Annotated in this window: 22 protein-coding genes; 9 read left to right on the forward strand and 13 right to left on the reverse strand. The window is 61.4% G+C overall.

Translation table 11 applies throughout. The features are described from left to right. Positions 1 to 103 precede the first annotated feature (103 nt). The 9 genes from BG455_RS09215 to BG455_RS09255 all read right to left on the reverse strand — a co-directional run bounded on the left by BG455_RS09215 (position 104) and on the right by BG455_RS09255 (position 9,155). Entirely contained in the window at positions 104 to 1,585 is a 1,482-nt protein-coding gene (locus BG455_RS09215) for a 1-acyl-sn-glycerol-3-phosphate acyltransferase (RefSeq protein WP_342742043.1), read from the reverse strand. Between the two features lie 83 nt (positions 1,586 to 1,668). Next, complete coding sequence (ndk, locus tag BG455_RS09220) at positions 1,669 to 2,091, reverse strand: nucleoside-diphosphate kinase (protein ID WP_071469693.1); 423 nt, start codon at positions 2,089 to 2,091, stop codon at positions 1,669 to 1,671. Between the two features lie 217 nt (positions 2,092 to 2,308). Further along, complete coding sequence (locus BG455_RS09225) at positions 2,309 to 2,908, reverse strand: superoxide dismutase (protein WP_071469694.1); 600 nt, start codon at positions 2,906 to 2,908, stop codon at positions 2,309 to 2,311. Positions 2,909 to 2,989: 81 nt separating this feature from the next. Next, on the reverse strand, positions 2,990 to 3,574 hold the full coding sequence (locus tag BG455_RS09230) for a sarcosine oxidase subunit gamma (protein ID WP_071469695.1): 585 nt from the start codon (positions 3,572 to 3,574) through the stop codon (positions 2,990 to 2,992). Next, entirely contained in the window at positions 3,567 to 6,581 is a 3,015-nt protein-coding gene (locus BG455_RS09235; RefSeq protein WP_071469696.1) for a sarcosine oxidase subunit alpha family protein, read from the reverse strand. The genes BG455_RS09230 and BG455_RS09235 overlap by 8 nt, the downstream gene beginning before the upstream one ends. Then, on the reverse strand, positions 6,578 to 6,901 hold the full coding sequence (locus BG455_RS09240) for a sarcosine oxidase subunit delta (RefSeq protein ID WP_071469697.1): 324 nt from the start codon (positions 6,899 to 6,901) through the stop codon (positions 6,578 to 6,580). The genes BG455_RS09235 and BG455_RS09240 overlap by 4 nt, the downstream gene beginning before the upstream one ends. Positions 6,902 to 7,006: 105 nt before the next feature. Then, a complete protein-coding gene (locus BG455_RS09245; RefSeq protein WP_071469698.1) occupies positions 7,007 to 7,435 on the reverse strand; it encodes a hypothetical protein in 429 nt (142 codons plus the stop codon). 162 nt (positions 7,436 to 7,597) lie between these two features. After that, entirely contained in the window at positions 7,598 to 7,783 is a 186-nt protein-coding gene (locus BG455_RS09250) for a hypothetical protein (protein WP_071469699.1), read from the reverse strand. Positions 7,784 to 7,907: 124 nt separating this feature from the next. Further along, positions 7,908 to 9,155: a sarcosine oxidase subunit beta family protein gene (locus tag BG455_RS09255; protein WP_071469700.1), complete on the reverse strand. Its 1,248-nt coding sequence runs from the start codon at positions 9,153 to 9,155 to the stop codon at positions 7,908 to 7,910. A 217-nt stretch (positions 9,156 to 9,372) separates the two neighbouring features. On the opposite strand from BG455_RS09255, the gene ccmI reads away from it, so the two are divergent. The 7 genes from ccmI to BG455_RS09290 all read left to right on the forward strand — a co-directional run bounded on the left by ccmI (position 9,373) and on the right by BG455_RS09290 (position 16,781). Then, a complete protein-coding gene (ccmI, locus tag BG455_RS09260; RefSeq protein ID WP_071469701.1) occupies positions 9,373 to 10,638 on the forward strand; it encodes a c-type cytochrome biogenesis protein CcmI in 1,266 nt (421 codons plus the stop codon). Further along, entirely contained in the window at positions 10,638 to 11,120 is a 483-nt protein-coding gene (gene ruvX / locus BG455_RS09265) for a Holliday junction resolvase RuvX (protein ID WP_071469702.1), read from the forward strand. The genes ccmI and ruvX overlap by 1 nt, the downstream gene beginning before the upstream one ends. Positions 11,121 to 11,190: 70 nt before the next feature. Then, a complete protein-coding gene (locus BG455_RS09270) occupies positions 11,191 to 11,424 on the forward strand; it encodes a DUF1289 domain-containing protein (protein ID WP_071469703.1) in 234 nt (77 codons plus the stop codon). A gap of 223 nt (positions 11,425 to 11,647) precedes the next feature. After that, positions 11,648 to 13,210 (forward strand): ABC transporter substrate-binding protein, encoded by a 1,563-nt coding sequence (locus BG455_RS09275; RefSeq protein WP_071469704.1) that lies wholly within the window; start codon positions 11,648 to 11,650, stop codon positions 13,208 to 13,210. Between the two features lie 84 nt (positions 13,211 to 13,294). Further along, a complete protein-coding gene (locus BG455_RS09280) occupies positions 13,295 to 14,248 on the forward strand; it encodes an ABC transporter permease (RefSeq protein WP_071469705.1) in 954 nt (317 codons plus the stop codon). A 2-nt stretch (positions 14,249 to 14,250) separates the two neighbouring features. After that, entirely contained in the window at positions 14,251 to 15,165 is a 915-nt protein-coding gene (locus BG455_RS09285) for an ABC transporter permease (protein WP_084386223.1), read from the forward strand. Between the two features lie 5 nt (positions 15,166 to 15,170). Beyond that, the gene (locus BG455_RS09290) at positions 15,171 to 16,781 is read left to right on the forward strand and encodes an ABC transporter ATP-binding protein (RefSeq protein ID WP_071469706.1); all 1,611 of its coding nucleotides are present in this window, start codon (positions 15,171 to 15,173) and stop codon (positions 16,779 to 16,781) included. A gap of 116 nt (positions 16,782 to 16,897) precedes the next feature. Here the strand turns inward: BG455_RS09290 and BG455_RS09295 are convergent, their stop codons facing one another. Genes BG455_RS09295 through tsaD form a run of 4 tightly spaced genes read right to left on the reverse strand, consistent with a single transcriptional unit; the run spans position 16,898 to position 19,686 of the window. Then, positions 16,898 to 17,317 carry an EVE domain-containing protein gene (locus BG455_RS09295; protein WP_071469707.1) on the reverse strand — a complete coding sequence of 140 codons (420 nt, stop codon included), beginning with the start codon at positions 17,315 to 17,317 and terminating at the stop codon, positions 16,898 to 16,900. Continuing rightward, positions 17,317 to 17,592: a YciI family protein gene (locus tag BG455_RS09300; protein WP_071469708.1), complete on the reverse strand. Its 276-nt coding sequence runs from the start codon at positions 17,590 to 17,592 to the stop codon at positions 17,317 to 17,319. The genes BG455_RS09295 and BG455_RS09300 overlap by 1 nt, the downstream gene beginning before the upstream one ends. Before the next feature lie 13 nt (positions 17,593 to 17,605). Beyond that, the gene (locus tag BG455_RS09305; RefSeq protein WP_071469709.1) at positions 17,606 to 18,556 is read right to left on the reverse strand and encodes an NAD(P)H-dependent glycerol-3-phosphate dehydrogenase; all 951 of its coding nucleotides are present in this window, start codon (positions 18,554 to 18,556) and stop codon (positions 17,606 to 17,608) included. Continuing rightward, on the reverse strand, positions 18,553 to 19,686 hold the full coding sequence (gene tsaD / locus BG455_RS09310; RefSeq protein WP_071469710.1) for a tRNA (adenosine(37)-N6)-threonylcarbamoyltransferase complex transferase subunit TsaD: 1,134 nt from the start codon (positions 19,684 to 19,686) through the stop codon (positions 18,553 to 18,555). Before tsaD ends, BG455_RS09305 begins: the two co-directional genes overlap by 4 nt. A 99-nt stretch (positions 19,687 to 19,785) precedes the next feature. Between tsaD and BG455_RS09315 the strand changes: the two genes are divergently transcribed. Both BG455_RS09315 and BG455_RS09320 read left to right on the forward strand, forming a co-directional pair. After that, positions 19,786 to 20,514 carry a uroporphyrinogen-III synthase gene (locus BG455_RS09315; RefSeq protein ID WP_071469711.1) on the forward strand — a complete coding sequence of 243 codons (729 nt, stop codon included), beginning with the start codon at positions 19,786 to 19,788 and terminating at the stop codon, positions 20,512 to 20,514. Positions 20,515 to 20,585: 71 nt separating this feature from the next. Then, positions 20,586 to 22,214 carry a hypothetical protein gene (locus BG455_RS09320; protein WP_071469712.1) on the forward strand — a complete coding sequence of 543 codons (1,629 nt, stop codon included), beginning with the start codon at positions 20,586 to 20,588 and terminating at the stop codon, positions 22,212 to 22,214. Positions 22,215 to 22,216 lie beyond the last annotated feature (2 nt).

The raw sequence follows: 22,216 nt of genomic DNA on the forward strand, positions 1-22,216 counted from the left end.
GGTGTTTGCTGCGCCGCAGAATCTTATGCGGCGCTTGCAGCATGGATAAAAAAGAGCGCGCAACAATGCAACCCTAATTAGTCTTATTTTGTAATTTTATGTCTTAGTGTGTGTCGGGGTTTTGCAGAATCTGGTGTTGGTCGGTCGCAATACCAATGGGGGCATCGCATCTTTGCAAGGTCGGGGCTGCATAAAAGCCAAGAACACTGTCCTGACCGGCAGAGGTGGTGATCTGGTCGTCGCGCATGGCGATGATGCCGCGCAATTCCAGCGCGCCCAGCCCTGCCGATATGAAGTCCTTGTCGCTGTCACCGGGCAGGTGCATCCATGCTTTGCGCGCATGCAGATCGGCGCGCAGCCGGTCGCATTCTGCTTCCAGTTGCGCGCGCGCGCATGCGCCGCCACATCGCACAATCGCCGCCGCCACAAAGGTCACCGGCAGCACCGGAACCGCCGAGCGGATGCGCTGCATCAGGTTTTCGGCCAGTGTTTCGGTGCTGGCATCGGGGTCATGAGTCATGAAGTCCCGCAGGGACAGCGGCGCGCCATAGCACACGGCTGCATAGCCGAAAGGGGTAAATTTCCCCCGCAGCTTTTGCAACAAGATCCGCAGAGTGAAGCCAAGCACAACTTTCATCCGCACAGGAAAGCGCCGTATCCCTTGCTGCCCGGCAGAGATAAGCACCCTGTCTTCCAGAATGCGGTCATAATTCAGCGCGACCGGCACAAAAACAACATCTTGCCCTTCATGCAGGTTGAACCCGCGCACGATGTAATGCAGCAGGCCTTTCTTGGCGGTGCCAACTGTGCCGGTCAGGCTAAGCCCCCCTTCGGGGAAAATCGCCTGTGTCGTGCCTTGCTGGACCGACATTTGCACATAGCGCGCCAGAATCGCCCGATAGAGCGGGTTGGAATACCGCCGGCGGATGAAATACGCGCCCATCGCACGGATCAGTGCCTTCAGCGGCCAGACCCGCGCCCATTCGCCGACAGCATAGCTTAGGGCGGAATGTTTGGAGGCCAGCCATGTGATCAGCACATAATCCATGTTCGAGCGGTGGTTCATCACAAACACGACCGCCGCGCGCGAATCGATTTGCTTCAGGCCCGGTGTATCGGCCCCCCCGATGCGGACATGATACAGCCCCTGACTTAGCCGTTGTGCCAGTTTGATCGCAAAGCCGAAATACGTGGCGGTTGAAAACCCCGGCACGATTTCGCGCGCATAAGAGCGTGCCTTCTCGAATGCGACATTGGGGGGCACGCCTTCGTCGCGGGCGTAATCGCGCACGGCTTCCATAACTTGCGGGTCATAAATCAGGCGCGTCACCTGATCTTGCCTGCGCATAATCTTGAACGGCTCGATCGGGCGCTGCAAACGGTTGTTCAGCTTGGCAATGGCGCGTTCCATCCGGCGGCGGAAAAACCAGCGCACCGACGGGAACAGAAAATGCGATGCGAAAGTCACCGCAGCAAAACCAAGGATCAGAATCAGCGCCCAAAGGGGCAGGGTGACGGTCTGGAACATGTCCGCAATCTTGCAGGAAAGCACAGATTGGTAAATGCCACTTGCGGCCTGCAGCATGCCAAAAATAAGCAAAGGCCCCGGATTCTCTCCGGGGCCTATTGCAGTGTCAACCGCCTGAACTGGCGTTTGGTATCGGGGCCTTAGCCAACCAGTTCAAGGCCGGCGAAGAAATAGGCAATCTCTTGGGCCGCTGTCTCTGGCGCGTCGGACCCGTGTACCGAGTTTTCGCCAACCGATTGCGCGAATTCGGCGCGCACAGTACCGGCAGCCGCATCGGCAGGGTTGGTGGCGCCCATGACTTCGCGGTTTTTCGCAATGGCGCTTTCGCCTTCAAGAACCTGCACAACAACAGGGGCCGATGCCATGAATTCGCACAATTCGTCGTAGAATGGGCGCTCTGCATGCACTTCGTAGAATTTGCCTGCCTGTGCTTTGGTCAGGTGAATGCGCTTCTGCGCCACAATGCGAAGGCCCGCTTCTTCGAATTTGGCATTGATTTTGCCAGTCAGGTTGCGGTTTGTCGCGTCGGGTTTGATGATCGACAACGTACGTTCAATGGCCATGGTGTTCTCCAGAAAATATCTATCCGGGCAGGACGCCCAGTCGGGGTGGGCAGTATCACGCTGTGACGGAAGAGGGAAGCCTTCAGAGCATGGCAAAAGGGGCGGAGTGTCCGAAAAAACCAGCGCAACAGGGTGGGGCGGCCAGGGTCTTTGCGGATGAGCTTCAACGCAAACAGGGGCGCAGTTGCGCCCCTGTGTTTCAGTCCGTACGGCAATGTCACATGCGCGATGCGACATTTTCCCAGTCTACCAATTTTTCCAGGAAATTGGACAGGTAAGCAGGGCGCTTGTTGCGGAAGTCGATGTAATAGCTGTGTTCCCACACATCGCAGCCCAGCAGCGCGGTTTGGCCAAAGCATAGCGGGTTCACGCCATTTTCGGTCTTGGTGACTTTCAGCGAGCCGTCTTGGTCCTTGACCAGCCAGCACCAGCCAGAGCCGAACTGACCAGCCCCTGCGGCGGAAAATTCTTCCTTGAACTTGTCGACAGAGCCGAAGCTTTCAACAAGCGCCTTTTCCAACTCGCCTGGCATGCCGCCTGTGCCCGGACCCATTATTTCCCAGAACTGGACGTGGTTCCAGTGCTGGCTTGCATTGTTGAAGATGCCCGATTGCGCCACGGCACCTGACTGGTAGGTTCCGGTGATGATGTCTTCGACCGATTTGCCTTCCCATTCTGTGCCCGCAATCAGCTTGTTGCCGTTGTCGACATACGCTTTGTGGTGAATGTCGTGGTGGAATTCCAGCGTCTCGGCGCTCATGCCCAGATTGGAAAGTGCGTCATGCGCATAGGGAAGATCAGGAAGTTCAAAAGCCATGGTTTCCTCGTCTGTTATGTGGTTTCTCTGCCCTGAATAAGGGGCTTTGCCTGCCGCAGGTCAAGGGGCAGGGGCAAATTACTATGAAGTTTCTGTGGGTAAGCTATACAGATAAGGTTCGGTTCCCTTGGCCGCAACAGTCGAGAGCAGATCGAACATATAGCCCGCAACCGACCGGAAACAGACAAGTGTTGCTTCATCCTTGCCCGACACCCAGATCGCGGCGGCAACCTGTGCTGCGCGGGTGCGGCGAATGTCGCCTTCGGTCAGGGTGGCGAAATCGACAGGGCAGATCTTGGCCAGCGCATCGCGCCAGCCCGCGCCCTGCAACTTGAACACCGCGCGGGCATCCGAGACGACAGCGACTGTTGCAAACTGACCTTCCAGCGCCTTGGAGAGAGTTTGGGCAATATCGGGGGCCTTGTCATGCGAACACAGGATCATCACCTCGTCGGGACTCATCCATGCCACGCCGCAGGTGCCCGCCGATGTGACGCGGCGCGGCGCGGGCATGGCGCAGCCGGTTGCCTTTGTTACCGCCTTTGCCAGCCCTTCTGCGCCAAGATCGCCGCGCAGGGTGATCATGCCCTGCAAGCCAGCCTCGCGGATTGTGACAAAGCCTTCAAATTCGGCGCTTTGCAGCGCGCTTTGTGCCAGATCAGACATTCTGTTTCTCGCCTTCCTTGTCATACAGGACCGGATCAACGATCCGGGCTGCAATGCGTGTGTTGCCTGCGCCTGCGAAGGAAATCACCTCTCCCATCCGCTCTGGCCCGCGTTCCACCAGCCCCATTGCAATACCGCGCCCGAATGTTGCGGAAAAATAGGTCGAGGTAACGCGCCCTTCGGTGATGGCCTGTTTATTGGCGTTCTTGCCCGCACGCACCGCCAGCGCACCATGCGGCAGAACAGACCCGTCCAGCGTTTCGAGCCCCACAAGCGTCCAGCGGTTGGGGTCGGTCATGGCCGCGCGTTCCATGCCGCGTTTGCCAAGGAAATCGGCTTTCTTCTTGCTGATCGCCCAATTCAGGCAGAGGTCTTGCGGGATTACGGTGCCGTCAGTTTCATCGCCGATCATGATGAACCCTTTTTCGGCGCGCAGGATATGCAGGGCCTCGGTGCCATAGGGCATGATGCCCAAATCCTGCCCCTCGGCCAAAAGCCTGTCCCAGAATGCGCGGCCTTGGCTGGCAGGGACAGCCACCTCGAAACTCAATTCCCCCGAGAAGCTGATGCGGAACACGCGCGCACTGAACCCGCCAAGCGTGCCTTCGCGCCAATCCATGAAGGGCAGCCCCTCGCGGCTGAGATCCATGCCGCCAAGACGCTCCAGAAGCTGGCGCGCTTTTGGCCCGACAACTGCGATCTGGGCGAATTGCTCGGTCAGGTTGAGGGTGTGAACCTTCCAGTCCCACCATTCGCATTGCAGCCAGTCTTCCATCCATGCATGGATGTGATCTGCCCCGCCTGACGTGGTGTGCACAAGGAAAGACTGCTCATCAATCCGCGCCACGACCCCGTCATCCATCAGAAAGCCGTTCTCATTGCACATCAGCCCGTAGCGGCATTTGCCGGGCTTCAGCGTGCTCATCATGTTCGTATAGAGCATGTCAAGGAACCGGCCCGCATCCGGCCCGCTGACAAGGATTTTTCCAAGTGTAGATGCGTCCAGCAAGCCTATGTTCTGGCGGGTATTTATGACTTCGCGGTTCACGGCATCGTGGCGGCTTTCGCCTGAGCGCCGGTAGGTGTAGGGCCTGCGCCAATGCCCCACAGGTTCCCAATCGGCGCCATTGCCCTCGTGCCAGTCATGCAAGGGGGTGCGGCGCAGGGGTTGGAACACCGCGCCACGTGCCTCGCCCGCAATCGCGCCCAGCGAGATTGGCGTATAGGGGGGGCGGAATGTGGTGGTACCAGTGGCCGGAATAGGTTGACCCAATGCATCAGAAAGGATCGCCAAGCCATTTATATTACTTAGTTTTCCTTGGTCGGTTGCCATGCCCAACGTGGTGTAGCGCTTGGCATGCTCGACCGATTGGAAACCCTCGCGCGCGGCAAGCTGCACATCTGCGACTTTTACATCATTCTGGAAATCCAGCCACATTTTCATGCGCAGGTCATATTCAGCGTTGCGCGGCATCATCCAGACCGCTTCCATCGGGGCGGCATCGGCCACGCGGTCATCGGCGGGTGCAGGCGGGGTTGAGGCTGCGCGCAGCGCTTGCGCGGCCTTCAGGGCAGTTGCATGGGCCTCGGCCAGCACCGCGCCCATCGCACCCGCCGCAGACCCGCAGGCATGCACAAAGCCCGCACCATCTGCGCCCAAAGGCGGGCGGTCGGGGTCGGGGCGGAAGAAATTGCCCACCTCGTCCCAAAGCAGTTTGCCCCCGCAATGCGACCACAGATGCACAACCGGCGACCAGCCCCCCGACATGGCAATGGCATCGCAATCCAGCTTTTCGGTGTAAGCCGTGCCTTTGCTGTCGATCCGGCAAATCTCTACCCCGTTGACATGGCCGCGCCCCTTGACCTTGCGAATGCCCTTGCCTGTCAGCACGCGAATACCCATTGCGCGCGCCTGTTCGGGCAGCGCACCTGTTGCCTGTGCGCGGGCATCAACCACAGCGGCGACACCCACGCCTGCCTTGCGCAGCGTGATGGCGGTGCGGTAAGCGTCGTCATTATTGGTGACCACAACCACCTCATGCCCAGGTGCCACGGCGTAATTCACCACATAATCCCGCATTGCACTGGCCAGCATGACGCCGGGCACATCATTGCCTGCGAATGACAAGGGCCGCTCAATAGCCCCCGTGGCAGTGATGATCTGGCCCGCGCGCATCCGCCACAAACGGTGGCGGGGGGAAGCGGGATCGGGGGCGTGGTCGGTGATCCGTTCATAGCCCAGCACATAGCCGTGATCATGCACGCCAGCCCCCATGCAGCGCAGGCGAAGCTGGACATTGTCCATGCTTTCAAGGGTTTTGACGGTGGTCTTGATCCAGATATCTGCAGGCTGACCGTCGATTTCCACCATATCCACCGGCGCGCGCCCGCCCCAATGGGCGGTCTGTTCCCAAAGTGCGACCTTGGCACCGGCCTGCGCGGCGGTTAGTGCGGCCTGTAGCCCTGCAATCCCGCCGCCAATGACCAGCACATCGCAGAACGCATAAATCTGTTCATAGCGGTCAGGGTCGCGCGCGTCTTGCTTGGGCGCTTTGCCCAGCCCGGCAGAGTGGCGGATGATGGGTTCATACACATGCTTCCAGAAGGCGCGCGGCTGGATAAAGGTTTTGTAATAAAACCCTGCTGTCAGGAATTGCGGAACCAGATTGTTCAGCGCCAGCAGATCGAAATTCAGGCTTGGCCAATGGTTCTGGCTTTCCGCAACCAGCCCGTCAAACAGGTCTGTCGTGGTGGTGCGCTGGTTCGGCTCATAGCTGTCGCCGCGCCCTAGCCCGACCAGCGCGTTGGGTTCCTCCGCACCCGAGGCGACAACCCCGCGCGGGCGGTGATACTTGAACGACCGGCCCAAAAGCATCTGCCCATTTGCCAGCAGGCTTGCGGCAAGTGTGTCGCCTTTCAGCCCGCGCATGGGCTTGCCGTTGAAGGTGAATTTCTGCTCATGGGCGCGGTTGATCAACCGGCCCCCTTTGGCAAGACGATGGCTCATTGGCTGCCCTCCCATTCCGGGCGTTTTTGCTTGATCTTGGCGATAATCTCGGGCGGGGGCTGGGTTGTCTGGGCAGGGTAGGTGCCAAAGACTTCCAGTGTCATGGTGTCGCGTGCGGCCAGAAACCATTTGCCGCAGCCATAGGCATGCCGCCAGCGTTCAAAATGCACCCCGCGCGGGTTCTTGCGCTGGAACATATAGGACTCGTAATCGCCATCGGACGAGCCTGGCCCAAAGCGCTTGAGATGCGCCTCGCCGCCCGGTGCGAATTCGGTTTCTTCGGCGGTGATGCCGCAGCAGGGGCAGGTGAGCATTAGCATGGGCAAGCCTTTCTTGGTCCGGCAGCATGTCCGGACATGGAAAGGCCGGGCGTCAGGGGACGCCCGGCTTGGGTGGGTTCAATAGTGTATCGGCGTCTGCCTGTGTCAGTCAGCCGGTGCGGGGGCCGGTGCAGGTTCTGGTGCAGGGGCTGTGTCAGCTTCGCCGCCGGTTGCTGGTGGCGCGTCCGCAGGGGCTGTGGGCGCTGGGTCAAGGACAGGATCGCTTGCAGGCGCAGTGCCGGTTGGGGCTGCGCCGGGTTCACTGTCAAGCGTTCCTGTTTGCCCTGTTGGCGCTGTACCTGTGGGGGCCGTCGTGTCGCGGCTAAAGCCACCGAACAGGAAGAATGCCAGCACAAGCGCCACGACAACGCCGCCAATGATATAGGCCGTGTTGTTGGAGCTGCGCTTTTCCGGGCGGGGCGAGGTGTGAATATGTGTGTCAGAGCGCGCACTGGGCGCGCCGGGGCCGCCGGGCGCTTGGGGGTCTTTGGTGTAGTCACGCGGTGGCGTGCGGGGTGTGTTATAGTCGGCCATGTCTGCGTCTCCAAATAAGGGCTACTTGGAGGGAAAACGCAGCTATACCCTGTTCCGTTCCTGCAGGGGGCCGTGGTCAGGCAGGATCTTGCCACGCGCGCACACGGTTCGTTGCCGCTGGCCGTGGGGGCCAGCGGCGCGATTTGTGCGCGATGCGCGCCGTTAGTCGGTCTGGACAGAGAATGCTGGTGGCCGCGTATCGACCAACGGGCCAGCCAATCCGCCCGATGTCTGCGCCCACATAAGCGCAACAACAACAAGCGGGACGCCCGCGCCCAAAGCAAAGCCGATGGCCTTGTGGGGGTTGGCCTGTGTGTCGTCAATAACCCGTTGTACTGCCTTGAGCATGTTATCTCCTCAGGTTGATTCCCCAGAGATTTAGGACGCAGAGCGGCGGATGTCATCTGGTCATATTGTCCTTTTGGTGGAATTTCGCCATTTTCCTGCAAGGGGCGTGTCAGGGCGCCGCGCATCAATGCGCCACCCCTGCCGCCACACTCTCGTCAATGAAGCGCCCTTCGCGGAACCGGGTCATGGAAAAGGCTTCGGCCAGTGGTCCCGGTTCGCCCTTGGCGATCAGTTCGGCCATGGCATAGCCTGACCCGGGCGTGGCCTTGAACCCGCCTGTGCCCCAGCCGCAATTGATAAAACAATTGCCCAGCGGCGTTGTCGAGATGATGGGCGAGCGGTCGCCTGTCATGTCTACAATGCCGCCCCATTGGCGCAGCATCTTCAGACGCGAGATCATGGGGAATGTCTCGACCAGCGCGCGCACGGTTTCTTCAATATGGTGCCATGATCCGCGCTGGGTGTAGTTGTTGAACCCGTCCGCCCCGCCGCCGATGACCATCTCGCCCTTGTCAGATTGCGACATATAGCCATGCACAGTGTTGGCCATCACCACCACATCCATGCAGGGCTTGATCGGCTCTGACACCAGCGCCTGAAGTGCCACCGATTCCACGGGCAGGCGGAAGCCCGCCATATCGGCCAGCGCGCCCGAATGGCCCGCAACCACGATGCCCAGTTTCTTGCAGCCTATGCGGCCCTTGGTGGTGTTCACCGCGCTGACCACACCGTTTTCAGACTCCACCCCTGTGACCGCGCATTGCTCGATAATATGCATCCCCATATCCGAGCAGGCCCGCGCAAAGCCCCAAGCGACAGCATCATGGCGCGCGGTGCCGCCGCGCGCCTGCCACAGCGCACCCAATACAGGGTAGCGCGGCCCGTCCAGATTGATGATCGGCACCAGTTTCTTCACCTCGGCGGGTTGGATGAAGCGGGTTTTAACCCCTTGCAGGGCATTCGCGCGCTCGGTGCGCAGATAGCCGCGTTTCTCGTGTTCGGTCTGGGCCAGCATCATCACACCGCGCGGGCTGAACATGATGTTATAGTTCAACTGCTGCGACAGCGTCTCGAACAGGCTGCGCGATTTCTCGTATAACGCGGCAGAGGGGTCTTGCAGGTAATTGGACCGGATGATCGTGGTGTTGCGCCCTGTATTGCCGCCGCCCAGCCAGCCTTTTTCAATGACTGCGACATTCTTGATGCCGTAACGGTGCCCCAGATAATAGGCTGTCGCCAGCCCATGCCCGCCCGCGCCCACGATGATGACATCATATTCGCGCTTCGGCTCTGGGCTGGACCATGCCTGTTTCCAGCCGCTGTGTTGGCGAAACGCCTCTCTGGCGATGGCAAAGGCGGAATAGCGTGTCATGGGCGGGCAACTCCTGCGTCGGGGCGGATGTGTGCTATGTGGCTTACAGCAGGGCAGGGTGGTTTTCCAGAAGCGTCACTTGGGCGACGAAAACCGAAATCGCGCATCCCTGCGACCTGCCGTCGCGGCTGGCCGGTTTGTGAGGGGGGCGCGTGCCGTTTCGGCTTTTGCGTGCGGCCAAGACAGGGTAAAGAACCTTCAGCCGTCAGGAGGAAGAATGAGCTTTACTGTGCAGACCGCTGGTTTCTTTATTATCGCGCTGCTGGTCGGTGCCATCTTGTTGCGGGCCATGTCACGGGCGGGGCAAGCTGTTGCCGCCGATGGGACGGAACGCGCCATGCGCGTCTATCGTGACCAGATCACCGAGATTGACCGCGATCTTGCCCGCGGCACCATTAACGAGACCGAGGCAGAGCGTCTGCGCCTGGAAGTTTCGCGGCGTATTCTGGAACTGGACAAAAGCGATCGTGGCCGTCCGGTCGGCGGGCCTGCACCACGGACCATGCGCGCGGTCGCCTTCGCGCTGATTGTTGTGGCGGTTGCAGGCAGCGGTTTGCTGTATCTTGGGATTGGGGCGCCGGGCTATTCCGACATGCCGCTGCTACAGCGCCATGCCGATGCCGCCGAGGCACGCCAGAACCGCCCACGCCAAGCTGAAATGGAGGCAGAGTTTGCCGCCGCCTTCCCCGAGCCAGAGGATTTTCCCGGCCGCGCAGAGCTGGAGCCGATGGTCGCGCAACTGCGTGCCGCGCTCGACTCGCGGCCATTGGATGTAACGGGCTTTGGCCTGCTGGCGCAAAACGAGGCACGACTTGGCAATTTCCGCGCCGCGATTGAAGCGCAGGTGCGCGTGATCGAATTGAAAGAGGATGAGGCCGGCGTCGAGGATTACGCCTATCTGCTGGATTTGATGGTCATTGCGACGGGCGGTTTTGTATCGCCCGAGGCCGAGACCATCATCGAGCAAATCTTGCGCCGTGACACGTCAAACACGGTCGCGCTGTATTATTCGGGCCGGATGTATGCACAAACGGGCCGCCCTGACATGACCTTTCGCGTCTGGCGTAGGTTGCATGACCTAAGCCCTGGTGATGCGCCCTGGATGCCTGAAATTCGCGCAGCCTTGCCGGAACTGGCGCGCATCTCGGGCGAGCCGCGCTATCAGTTGCCCCCACGCCCTGCACCTGCAGGCGCGCGTGGCCCAAGCGAGATGGATCTGGACGCTGTACAAGACATGCCGCCCGAAGACCGCGCGCAGATGATCGAGGATATGGTTGGTGGCCTGTCCGCGCGTCTGGCCAATGAGGGGGGCAGCGCAGAGGAATGGGCGCAGCTGATCCGCGCGCTTGGTGTGCTGGGCCGAGACGAACAGGCAGTCGCAGTCTTGCAAGAAGCGCGCACGGTTTTTGCCGCACGGGCCGAAGATCTGGCGCTTATCAACGCCACTGCCGAAGCGGCAGGCCTAAGCACGCCCGCACCCTGATGCCAGTGATTGACAATTTCGAGGAATTTGCCGCTGTTTTGCCACGCGGGCAGGCGCTGGCGGGGCTTGATCTGGGCGAGAAAACCATCGGGATTGCGGTGTCTGACCGCATGCTGTCAGTGGCCTCTCCGTTGCAGACGATCCGGCGCAGCAAGTTCCAGCCCGATGCGACAGCGCTGCTGGATGTGGTGGCGGCGCGCGAAATATGCGGGCTGGTGTTGGGATTGCCGCGCAATATGGATGGCTCTGAAGGGCCGCGCTGCCAGTCGACCCGCGCCTTCGCGCGCAACCTGTCGAATATGACCGATCTGCCCATAAGTTTCTGGGATGAACGCTTGTCCACTGTCGCCGCCGAGCGTGCGCTGCTAGAGGCGGACACTTCGCGCCGCAAGCGCGCCGCGGTCATCGACCATGTGGCCGCAGGCGTGATTTTGCAAGGCGCGCTGGACCGGCTGGCCTTTATGCGGCGGCAAAATTCATGAGTGGTGCGTTTTCCACTGGTCAGCGCAGCGCAGGCGTTTATCTGTGCCGCAATGACATCGGGCAGGGCACATGACGGACCATATCTGGAAACGCACCGAAATCGAAAGCCCCTGTGTGAAAACCTGCGTCATTCACCCCGAGGCGCGGTTATGCACCGGCTGTTTACGCTCGATCGACGAGATTACGCAATGGTCCCGCATGAGCGTGGGGCAGCGCCAGCACATCATGGCGGAATTGCCCCAGCGCAAGGGGCTGATCGCCAAGCGTCGGGGCGGGCGCGCAGCGCGCCTTGCGCGCGACTGAACAGGCGCATCGGTGCGCCTTGATTGACCAATCAATCAAGGCAAAGGGTTGACTACCACAAGTCAGCGGGTAAACCTGTATCCATAGGCATCAATTAAGTTGTAATTCTGTTACAACCCCTCATGATAATCTGGGGAAGAGTGCACCGCCACGGCTTGTTGGCCGGGCATGGCTTTGGGCAGGCCGCTTGGCCTGCTGCAAGTATGACAACAGGGAGAACACAATGAAAAACACGACCAATCGTCAGGGCGTGACGCGTCGCGGCCTTATGCAAGGGGCCGCAGCCTTGGGGGCTGCGGGCCTGATTCTGCCCGCCGGTATGCGCAAGGCCCATGCAGAACCGCAGCGCGGCGGCACATTCCGCGTGGGCATCGGGCACGGCTCCAGCACCGACTCGCTTGATCCGGGCCTGTGGGATAACCTGTATGTGCAGGTTTTCGCAGCATCCCGCCATAACCAGCTGATCGAGGTGAATAACGAGGGCCAGCTTGTGCCCGAAATCGCCGAAAGCTGGGACAGCAGCGATGGCGCGACATGGGTGTTTAAAATCCGCGAAGGGGTGAGCTTTCATTCTGGCAAGACGGTGACGCCCGAAGATGTTCTGGCCTCGCTCAACCACCACCGTGGCGAGGATGCGACCTCGGCCATCAAGACCTTCTTCGCGCCGGTCACTGATATTCGCGTGGACGGACAGAATGTTGTTGTCACGCTGGACGCGCCAAATGGCGATTTCCCCTATCTGATGTCGGATTATCATCTGGCCATCATGCCCGGCACAGATGGCAAGATTGATCCCACTTCTTTCGATGGGTGTGGCCCCTATGTCGTGGAAAGCTATGAGCCGGGCGTTCAGGCCAGCCTGAACCGCAACCCCAATTACTGGAAATCCGATCGCGCGCATTTTGACCGCGTGGAAATCCTGTCTATCGTCGATTCCACAGCACGCCTGAACGCGCTGATGACAGGCGGGGTGGATACGATCGATCAGGTAGACCCTGCCACCATCGGCATGCTGGAAGCACGCGGCACAGCAAAGATTCTCTCGATCCCCGGCAATGCGCATTACGTCTTTCCGATGGACAGCCGCGAAGCGCCGTTTTCCGACAACAATGTGCGGCTGGCGCTGAAATACGCGATCGACCGCGAAGATATGGTCGAGAAAATCCTTGGTGGTCATGGGGCTGTGTCCAATGACAACCCCATTGGCCCTGCCAACCGCTATTTCCATGCCGAGATGGAGGCCAAGACATTCGACCCAGACCGCGCACGCTTCCACCTGCGCGAGGCGGGCATGGACAGCCTGAATGTCACCCTGCATGTCGCGGATGCGGCCTTCTCGGGGGCGGTCGATGCGGGCGCGCTGTTTGCCGAAACGGCGCGGCAATGCGGCATCAATATCGACCTCGTGCGTGAACCCAATGATGGCTATTGGGACAATGTCTGGATGCAAAAACCCTTTGTCGCCAGCTATTGGGGCGGTCGTGCTGTCGAAGACCAGATGTTCACCACCGGCTATGCTTCTGGCTCTAGCTGGAATGACAGTTTCTGGGAACATGAGCGCTTTAACGAATTGCTGGTCAAGGCGCGCTCGGAAATTGACGAAGACCTGCGCCGCGAGATGTATCAGGAAATGCAGCAGATCGTGTCGTTCGAAGGCTCTGTCATCATTCCGATGAACAACAATTACGTCATGGCCACCGCATTGAATGTCGCCACACCAGAGCGCGTTTCGGCCAACTGGAACCTTGACGGGTTCCGCTGCGTCGAACGGTGGTGGTTCGCCTGATCTAAGCCTTTGCCCCGGCCCGTTACTCGGGCCGGGGTTTCGCCCTGTTTGGGGGCGCAAGAATAACATTCAAAGGGGGGGACAATGCACGCTGTCCTCATTATGATTGCGCAGCGTCTGGCGCTGGGGGCGCTGACACTGATCGTGGTGTCCATCGTCATCTTCAGCGCAACCGAGTTATTGCCGGGCGATCTTGCCTCGGCGATCCTTGGGCAATCGGCCACGCCGGAAACACTGGCGGCCCTGCGCGCGCAGCTTGGCCTGAATGACCCCGCACCCGTGCGCTATTGGGCATGGCTGACAGGCGCCTTGCAAGGCGATTTCGGCGTGTCCCTTGCCACCCGCCGCCCCATCGCCGACATGATCGAGCAACGCCTTGGCAACACACTGTTTCTTGCGCTGTATGCTGCGGCCCTTGCTGTGCCGCTGGCCTTGGTGCTGGGTATTCTGGCGGCGCTGTGGCGCAACTCGATCTTTGACCGTGTCGCCAATGCAGGCGCACTCAGCGCAATTTCGTTTCCGGAATTCTTCATCGCCTATATTCTGGTGCTTTGGCTGGCGCAGACCGGCTATTTCCCGTCCATGGTGCGGCTTACACCTGTCACCAGCTTTCCAGACAAGCTGTATATGAGTTTTCTGCCCGCGCTGACCCTGACCCTTGTGGTCACCGCGCATATGATGCGCATGACGCGCGCGGCGATCATCAACCTTATGGCGCAACCCTATATCGAGATGGCGCGACTGAAGGGTGCCTCTCCCCTGCGGATCGTGTTGCGCCATGCGCTGCCCAATGCGCTTGCGCCCATCATCAATGTCATCGCCCTTAATCTGGCCTATCTGATCACCGGCGTCGTGGTGGTCGAGGTGGTGTTTGTCTATCCCGGCCTGGGGCAGTTGATGGTCGATTCGGTGGCCAAGCGCGACATTGCGGTGGTGCAGGCCATCGCGCTGATCTTCGCTTCAGCCTATGTGCTGCTGAACCTGACAGCCGATGTGCTGTCCACGCTGACCAATCCCCGCCTTATGAAGCGGGGTTAAGCATGTCATTGCCGATATTCCTGATCCTGTTCCTGATTGGCAGCTTCGCGCTGGCCTTCGTGTTTAGGGCGGGGCTGTCACGGATCTTGCCGCACAGGCACGCGATTGTTGCGCGCGACATGCCGCTGACGGCGGCTTTCGGGATCATGGTGATTATCGCTTATGTCTTCGTGGCACTCATGGCCCCTGTTCTGGCCCCGTTTGCCGAACGCGAAGTGGTGGGCGCGCAGTTCCAGCCATGGGGCGGGGCGCATCCGCTGGGCACTGACCGTTTGGGCCGCGATATGTTGTCGCGGCTGATTTACGGCGCGCGCAACACTGTGGGCATTGCCTTTGCCACAACTGTGCTGGCCTTTGTCGTGGGGGCCATTCTGGGCATCTGGGCCGCCTTGCGCGGGGGCTGGCTGGATCAGGTGCTCTCGCGCTTTGTCGATGCGCTGATGGCAATCCCCTCGCTGATCTTCTCGCTGCTGCTGCTGACGATCTTCGGCACCTCTGTGCTGACGCTGATCTTGGTGATTGCGGCGGTGGATGCAACGCGCGTCTACCGCATTTCGCGCTCGGTCGCGCAGGGCATTGTCGTGATGGATTATATCGAGGCCGCGCGCCTGCGGGGCGAGGGGACGTGGTATCTGATCCGGCGCGAGATTTTGCCCAATGCGCTGGCCCCGCTGGTTGCGGAATTCGGGCTGCGGTTTTGCTTCGTGTTCCTGACCATTTCGTCACTGTCCTTTCTGGGTCTGGGGATCAAGCCGCCCATGGCCGATTGGGGCTCGATGGTGCGCGACAATGCCACGCTGATCACCTTTGGCGATATTACACCGCTGTTGCCTGCGGGCGCGATTGCGCTGCTGACTGTTGCGGTGAATTTCGTGGTCGATTGGCAGTTGCATCGCGCATCCGGCCTGAAGGAGTAAGCGCCATGACCGACAGCCCGCTTCTGACCATACGCGATCTATATGTTGAAGGGCGCGCGGGCGAGGATTGGTTGCCCATCATCAAGGGCATCGACCTGACCCTGCATAGGGGCGAAGTGTTGGGGCTGATCGGCGAATCCGGTGCAGGCAAATCCACGCTGGGGCTGGCCGCAATGGGGTTTGCGCGCGATGGCTGCCGCATCTCTCGCGGGGAAATCCGCTTTGACGGGATCGACCTGCGCACCACGTCCGAGCGCGCGAAGCGCAAATTGCGCGGGCGGCGTATTGCCTATGTCGCGCAATCGGCAGCGGCCAGTTTCAACCCTGCCCACAAGCTGATCGACCAATATGCCGAAGCGCCGCTGCTGCATGGCGTGATGGCGCGCGAACAGGCCCGTCATGATGCAATCGAGTTATATGACAAGATGCGCCTGCCCAACCCGCAAGAGATCGGCTTTCGCTACCCCCATCAGGTGTCCGGCGGGCAGTTGCAGCGCGCGATGACGGCCATGGCCATGGCCTGCCGCCCCGATCTGATCATCTTTGACGAACCGACTACCGCGCTGGATGTCACCACCCAGATCGAGGTTCTGGCAGCCATCCGCGACATTGTGCGCCAGTTCGGCACGGCTGCGATTTATATCACCCATGATCTGGCCGTGGTGGCGCAGATGGCGGATCGCATCAAGATTCTCTTGCGTGGCGAACAGGTCGAGGAGGCCGACACCCGCACCATGCTGGCCGCCCCGCGCGAGGATTATACCAAAAGCCTCTGGGCTGTGCGCAGTTTCGCGCGCGCCGAACAGCCTGCCGCCACGGATGATCCCATCATCTCGGTCAGGGGGGTGACAGCCGCTTACGGCAAGACGACGGTGTTGCAGGATGTGAGTTTCGACATTCACGCGGGCCGCACCGTGGCTGTGGTGGGCGAAAGCGGGTCGGGCAAATCGACCGCCGCGCGGGTTATCACAGGGCTTTTGCCCCCTGTGGCGGGTGAAATCCTGCTGGATGGCACGGCCTTGCCCCCCGATTACCGCGCGCGCACGCGCGACCAGTTGCGCCAGTGCCAGATGATCTATCAGATGGCCGACACAGCCCTGAACCCCAAACTGACCCTGCGCGAGATTATCGGACGGCCTGCCGAAATGTATCTGGGCCTGCATGGGCGCGCCTTGCGCGACAGGGTGCGTGCGTTGCTGGAGATGATCGAGCTGGAACCTGACAGCTATATCGACCGGCTGCCCTCGGAACTGTCCGGCGGCCAGAAGCAACGCATCGGCATTGCCCGCGCGCTGGCCGCCGATCCCCGCCTGATCATTTGTGACGAGGTGACATCGGCACTTGACCAGATCGTACAGGAGGGGATTTTGCGCCTGCTGGACAAGCTGCAATCGGAATTGGGGCTGGCCTATATGTTCATCACCCATGATCTGGCAACAGTGCGCGCGATTGCAGATGACGTGGTGGTCATGAAACAAGGCCGCATCGTCGAGCAAGGCACAAAAGCGCAGGTCTTTGCGCCACCGCATGCACCCTATACCGACCTGTTGCTGTCTTCCGTGCCGGAAATGGACCCTGACTGGTTAAGCAATCTACTCAAGGCGCGCAGCGTGTAGGCATGAGTGGCCGCTTTGCACTTTCATCCTTGGTCAAATATCCGCAGGGTTTCTCAAGGGGGGCGCGCCCCCCTTGAGGCAGGGGGGGAGGGGGACGGCAGTCCCCCAATCTGCCCTCACAGAGCGACACCGCCCATTTCGCAGATAATCGCCCATTCTTCTTGCGTGACCGGCTGCACTGACAGGCGCGGGGACTTGAGCAGCACCATAGCGCTCAGGCGCGGGTCGGTCTTGCACATCTCCAGTGTTACAGGGCGGACGAAGGGGTGCAGGGCTTTCACATCCACGCATTCCCAGCGCGGGTCGTCGCTGGTGCTGTCGGGATGGGCCAAAGCGATCACTTCGCACACCCCCACAACGGCCTTGTCCTTCTGGCTGTGGTAGAAAAACGCGCGGTCCCCAAGTGCCATTTCGCGCATGGTGTTGCGGGCCTGATAGTTGCGCACGCCGTCCCATTCCTCGCCTGTATCGCCCTTGGCGACCAGATCATCCCAGCCGAAAGCATCAGGTTCGGATTTCATCAGCCAATAGCGCATCAGCCGATAACCTTTTTCCATTCCTGCACGCGCACAGCTTCGAACAATCCCGCCTTTGCGTAAGGGTCATTTGCGCCCCAGTGTGTGGCCGCGTCACGATCGGGCAGGTCCAGCACGATCAGCGAGCCTGCCATCTCTCCGGCATCATCCAGCAGCGGGCCTGCCTGTACCACGCAGCCAGTTTCGGCCACATAGGCAAGATGGGCCTCGCGCGTGGCTTTGCGCAACTCCAGCGCGCCGGGTTTGTCTGTGCACAGCATCATGTAAAGGGGCATCGGTGTGGTCCTTTCATTCATCGGTCAGGGGGCGCGCCAGCAATGCCGCCAGCGCTTCGGGCAGGGTGATCAGGCCTTCGACAAGGGCTGCGACCATGCGTGTGATGGGCATATCAAGGCCGCGTGCCTTTGCCAGCTTTGCGACAGCGCGCGCGGTGGCCGCACCCTCGACTGTTGTGGCGCTGTCAAACGCGGCGCCGGACCCCAACGCAACCCCGTAGCGGAAATTGCGCGATTTCTCGGAACCGCAGGTCAGGATCAGGTCGCCCAGACCTGACAGGCCCGCCAAAGTGTCGGGCTGCGCACCAAGGGTCAGGGCAAGGCGCTGCATTTCGGCATAGCCGCGCGCCATCAGCGCCGCGCGCGCCGACTCGCCCAAGCCCGCGCCGACTGTGACGCCTGCCGCAATCGCAATCACGTTTTTCAACGCCCCCCCCAGTTCCGCGCCCACCACATCTGAATTGCGATAAAGGCGCAGGTTGGGTGTCGAAAGCTGTTCTTGCAAGGCCATACCAAGGGCCTTGTCCGCGCAGGCAAGGGTCAGCGCTGTGGGCAGCCCGCGTGCAATATCATCTGCGAAGCTGGGGCCAGTCAGCAACGCCACCCGCGCATCGCGCAGGACGGATCGGATCACGCCGACAGGCCCGATCATCAATTCCAGATCAATCCCTTTCGAGCAGGCGACAAGGGTTGTGTCGCGCAACGCTCCGCCATGTTCTGCCAGAAACGGGCGGGTCTGCTGCATGGGGATGGCAATCAGCACTATCGCCGCTGTGACTTGCGCCATATCGCTGGTGACGATCACGCCCTCTGGTAGCGGCACGCCGGGCAGTTTTACGCTGTTCTCGCGCATCTGGTTCAGCGCATCCGCCTGTGCAGGGTCGCGGCACCACAGCGTTGCATCGCCCAAGGCGCAGGCCAGTGCGGTGCCAAAGGCACCCGCGCCCAGAATTGCCACACTCATGCTTTCGCTCCTTTCTTGCCGGACCCAAGCAGGGGCGCTGCATCTGTGTCCAGTGGCCAGCGCGGGCGGGCTGCGAAATCGGGCGGTATGGGCGTGCCCGCGCGCATCTGCTCGATGCCCGCCCAAGCGATCATGGCGGCATTGTCGGTACACAGCGCCAGCGGTGGGGCAAGGAAAGCTGCGCCTGCTTGCTGCGCGACGGCTTCCAGTGCGCCGCGCAAGCTCTGGTTGGCCGCAACCCCGCCCGCCACTGCAAAGACAGGCTGGGCAGGTGCATCGGCCATATAGAGTGCCAGCGCGCGCCGCGCTTTCTCCGCCAGCAGGTCCGCCACAGCGGCCTGAAAACTGGCGCATAGATCGGCGCGATCATGCGCGCGCAAGCCGCCATGTTCGGTCACCAGCGCATCGCGCGTGCGCAGCACGGCTGTTTTCAGCCCCGAGAAGGACATATCGCACCCCGGCCTGTCCAGCAGCGGGCGGGGCAGGGCAAAGCGCTTGGGGTTGCCCTCGCGCGCGGCGGCTTCCACGCTGGGGCCGCCGGGTTGGGGCAGGGCAAGGAGTTTTGCAACCTTGTCAAACGCCTCTCCCGGGGCGTCGTCGATCGTGCCGCCAAGGCGCGTGAACCTGTCCGCGCCCGCGACCAGCAAAAACTGGCAATGCCCGCCCGAGACAAGCAGCATCAGATAGGGAAAGGAAATGCCATCTGTCAGGCGCGGGGTCAGCGCATGGCCTGCCAGATGGTTCACACCAAACAGCGGCAGGCCCGTGGCCGCCGCGATCCCGCGCGCCAGCACCACCCCCGACAACACGCCACCAATCAGGCCCGGCCCTGCGGTCACTGCCACAGCATCCAGATCTGCCAGTGTGACACCCGCTTTCGCCAGCGCCTCTTCGACTGCGATATCCAGCTTTTCGGCATGGGCGCGTGCGGCGATTTCAGGCACCACGCCGCCAAAGCCCGCATGCAATTCGGTCTGCCCCCAAACGATGCTGGACAAAATCTGTGGTGACTCGGGGGGGGCGTGACGGATCACAGCGGCGGCGGTGTCGTCGCAACTGCTCTCGATCCCCAGCACGGTCAGGGCCGTGGGGGCAGGGGCGGGCAGGTGGGACTGGGGTGCAGATGTCATGCCGCCTCCGGTTGCCAATGCAGACTGTTTCCAGCTACCACTGGCGCGGGGGGCGCACAATCCCGTGCGGCCCAAGCCTGTGCAAACTCTGGATCAAACATGCCCCAGCGCCCATGCCTTGTGCTGACACGACCACGCCCCGAGTCGGCCCGCTTCGCTGACCAAGCGCGGCAGGCAGGCTGGCGGGGCGAAATTATCATCGCGCCTTTGCTGGAAATCGTCTTGCACCCGCTGCAAGAGGGCGATTTTGCCGATGCGCGCACATTGGTTGTCACATCGCAGCATGCTGTCAGCGCGCTGGTTCAGGCAACAGACAGGCGCGACTGGGTGATCTGGGCTGTGGGGCCACGCACGGCAGAGGTGGCGCGCGATGCGGGGTTCTTGCATGTTCACCAGTCGGGGGGCGATGCAAAGGCCTTGCTGGCCGATCTGGCCCAATCCCCTCCGCCCGCGCCGGTTGTGCATGTCAGGGGTCATCATGTCGCAGCAGATATCGCCGCGGCGTTGCAAGCGCAGGGGCAAGAGGCAAGGTCTGTGGTGGGCTATGAACAGGTGTCATGCCGCCCGAGCGTGGCCGCTTGCGCGTGGCTGCGCGCGGGGGGCGATGTTGTGGTGCCTGTTTTCTCGCCACGCTCTGCCCGTTTGTTGGCGCAGGCCGTTCAGGATTGCGGGGCGGGTGCCACGCGGCTGCATCTGGTAGGCATCAGTGCGGCAGCGATTGACGCAGTGGGGCAGATGCCAACCGCCAGTCGCCATGTCGCAGCCAGTCCGGATGCGGCTTCTGTCTGTGCGGCACTTATGTCGGTGCAGCAGACGCTTGAGCCTTAGCGAAAGCCGCGATAAGGTAATCGGTATAGATATGCAGCTGCACCGCAGCACTGGGGAGCGAGGGTAAGAATTTGGCGCGAAGAACGACCAGAAAAAAAGGCCCGTCAAATACCGGCCAGGATACCACAGGTTCCGACCCCTCACGCACCCCTGACCCAGATGAGACAGCCGTTTCCGACACTGTAGACACGTCCAGTGATGCGGAAACCAGCCCCCCTGACAGTGCTGCGGGCACCACCACGCCAAGGCCCACCGAAGACCGGCAAGCGCGCGAGGTGGTGCAGGAAGCCGCGATAGCGACCGCAGACGAATCGCAACTGGCCAAAGATATTTCGCCATCCACAATCATGCCCGAAGCCGATCCTGCCGAACCTGACGCGCCAGTGCCTGCGGCGACGGCTGCGGGTGAAAAGCCGGATGAGGAAAGCGACGCGCCCATGGGCCTGTCCGCAACCACCCCTGAGGAAGCGCGGGCAGACATGACAGATACTCCTGCCCCAGCAGACGATAATTCGCTGCAATCCGCCCCTGAAGAAACGCGCAACCCCGAAATTTCAGAAACGGACAGAGCGCCAGAGGGTGCACCCATCGCTGCGGCACCCGAACTTGAAGGGCAAGAAGAAGCGCGCACCACGGATAGCACCGATACGGACAGCGGAAAAAATGTCGCACCCCCTGCGGCTGCGCCAGAGCGTAAGGGGGGGCTGTTTCCCTTACTGCTTGGGGGTGTGCTGGCAGGCGGTATCGGCTATGGCGCTGCCTATTTCGGCGCGCCACAAGCGGGCGACAACGGCGCGCTTGAGCAGCTGCGCAGCGACGTGGCAAGCCTGCGGTCGGACCTTGAAGCCGCGCGCGCACCAGTGGAACTGGGCGCATTGGAAGCGGAAATCGCCACCCTGCGTGACCAGATCGCAGAGCTGCCTCAGATGTCGGAGACGGGCGAACCCGTTGACCTTAGCGCCGAGGTTTCGGAATTGCGCGCGCTGATCGCTGCGGGCGGGGGCAATGATACGGGCGCGCTTCAGGCACGGCTGGATGATCTGGATGCGCGCCTGTCGCAGCAAGCCGACAATATGACACAGGAACTCGACAGCCTGCGCGCAGCAGTTGCAGATGCCCAAAGCGGAATTTCCGCCCTTGGGGTGGATGTGGCCGATTTGCGTGACTTGGGCGAGCGGCGTGTGATCGCGGCAGAAGCCGCTGTCGACGCCGCATTGGCGCAATCTGGACTGGACAGCCTGCGCGCCGCACTTGAAACGGGCGTTGCCTATGCAGATGCCGTTGCGCGCTTGGAACAGGCGGGTGTCAGTGTCCCCGAAGCGTTGGCGGCGCCTGCATCAACAGGTGTGCCAACCATCGAGATGCTGCAAGACAGCTTCCCGCAGGCCGCGCGTGCGGCCTTGCGCGAAGCCTTGCAGGGGGCACCGACAGAAAGCACTGCTGACAGGCTGGGCAATTTCCTGCGTGCGCAGACCGGTGCACGCTCGACCGCGCCGCGCGCGGGCGATGACCCCGATGCAGTGCTGTCGCGCGCAGGGGCCGCGATAGAGGCAGGCGATCTTGACACCACCTTGTCCGAGATTGACGCATTGCCTGCGCCCGCACAGGCCGCGATGGGCGACTGGCTGGGCGCCGCGCGCGCGCGCCTTGCCGCACGCGATGCTTTGCCCGAACTGATCAACACCGTCACGACAGAGTAAGG

It is taken from the genome of Roseinatronobacter thiooxidans, from assembly GCF_001870675.1.
Lineage (GTDB): Bacteria > Pseudomonadota > Alphaproteobacteria > Rhodobacterales > Rhodobacteraceae > Roseinatronobacter > Roseinatronobacter thiooxidans.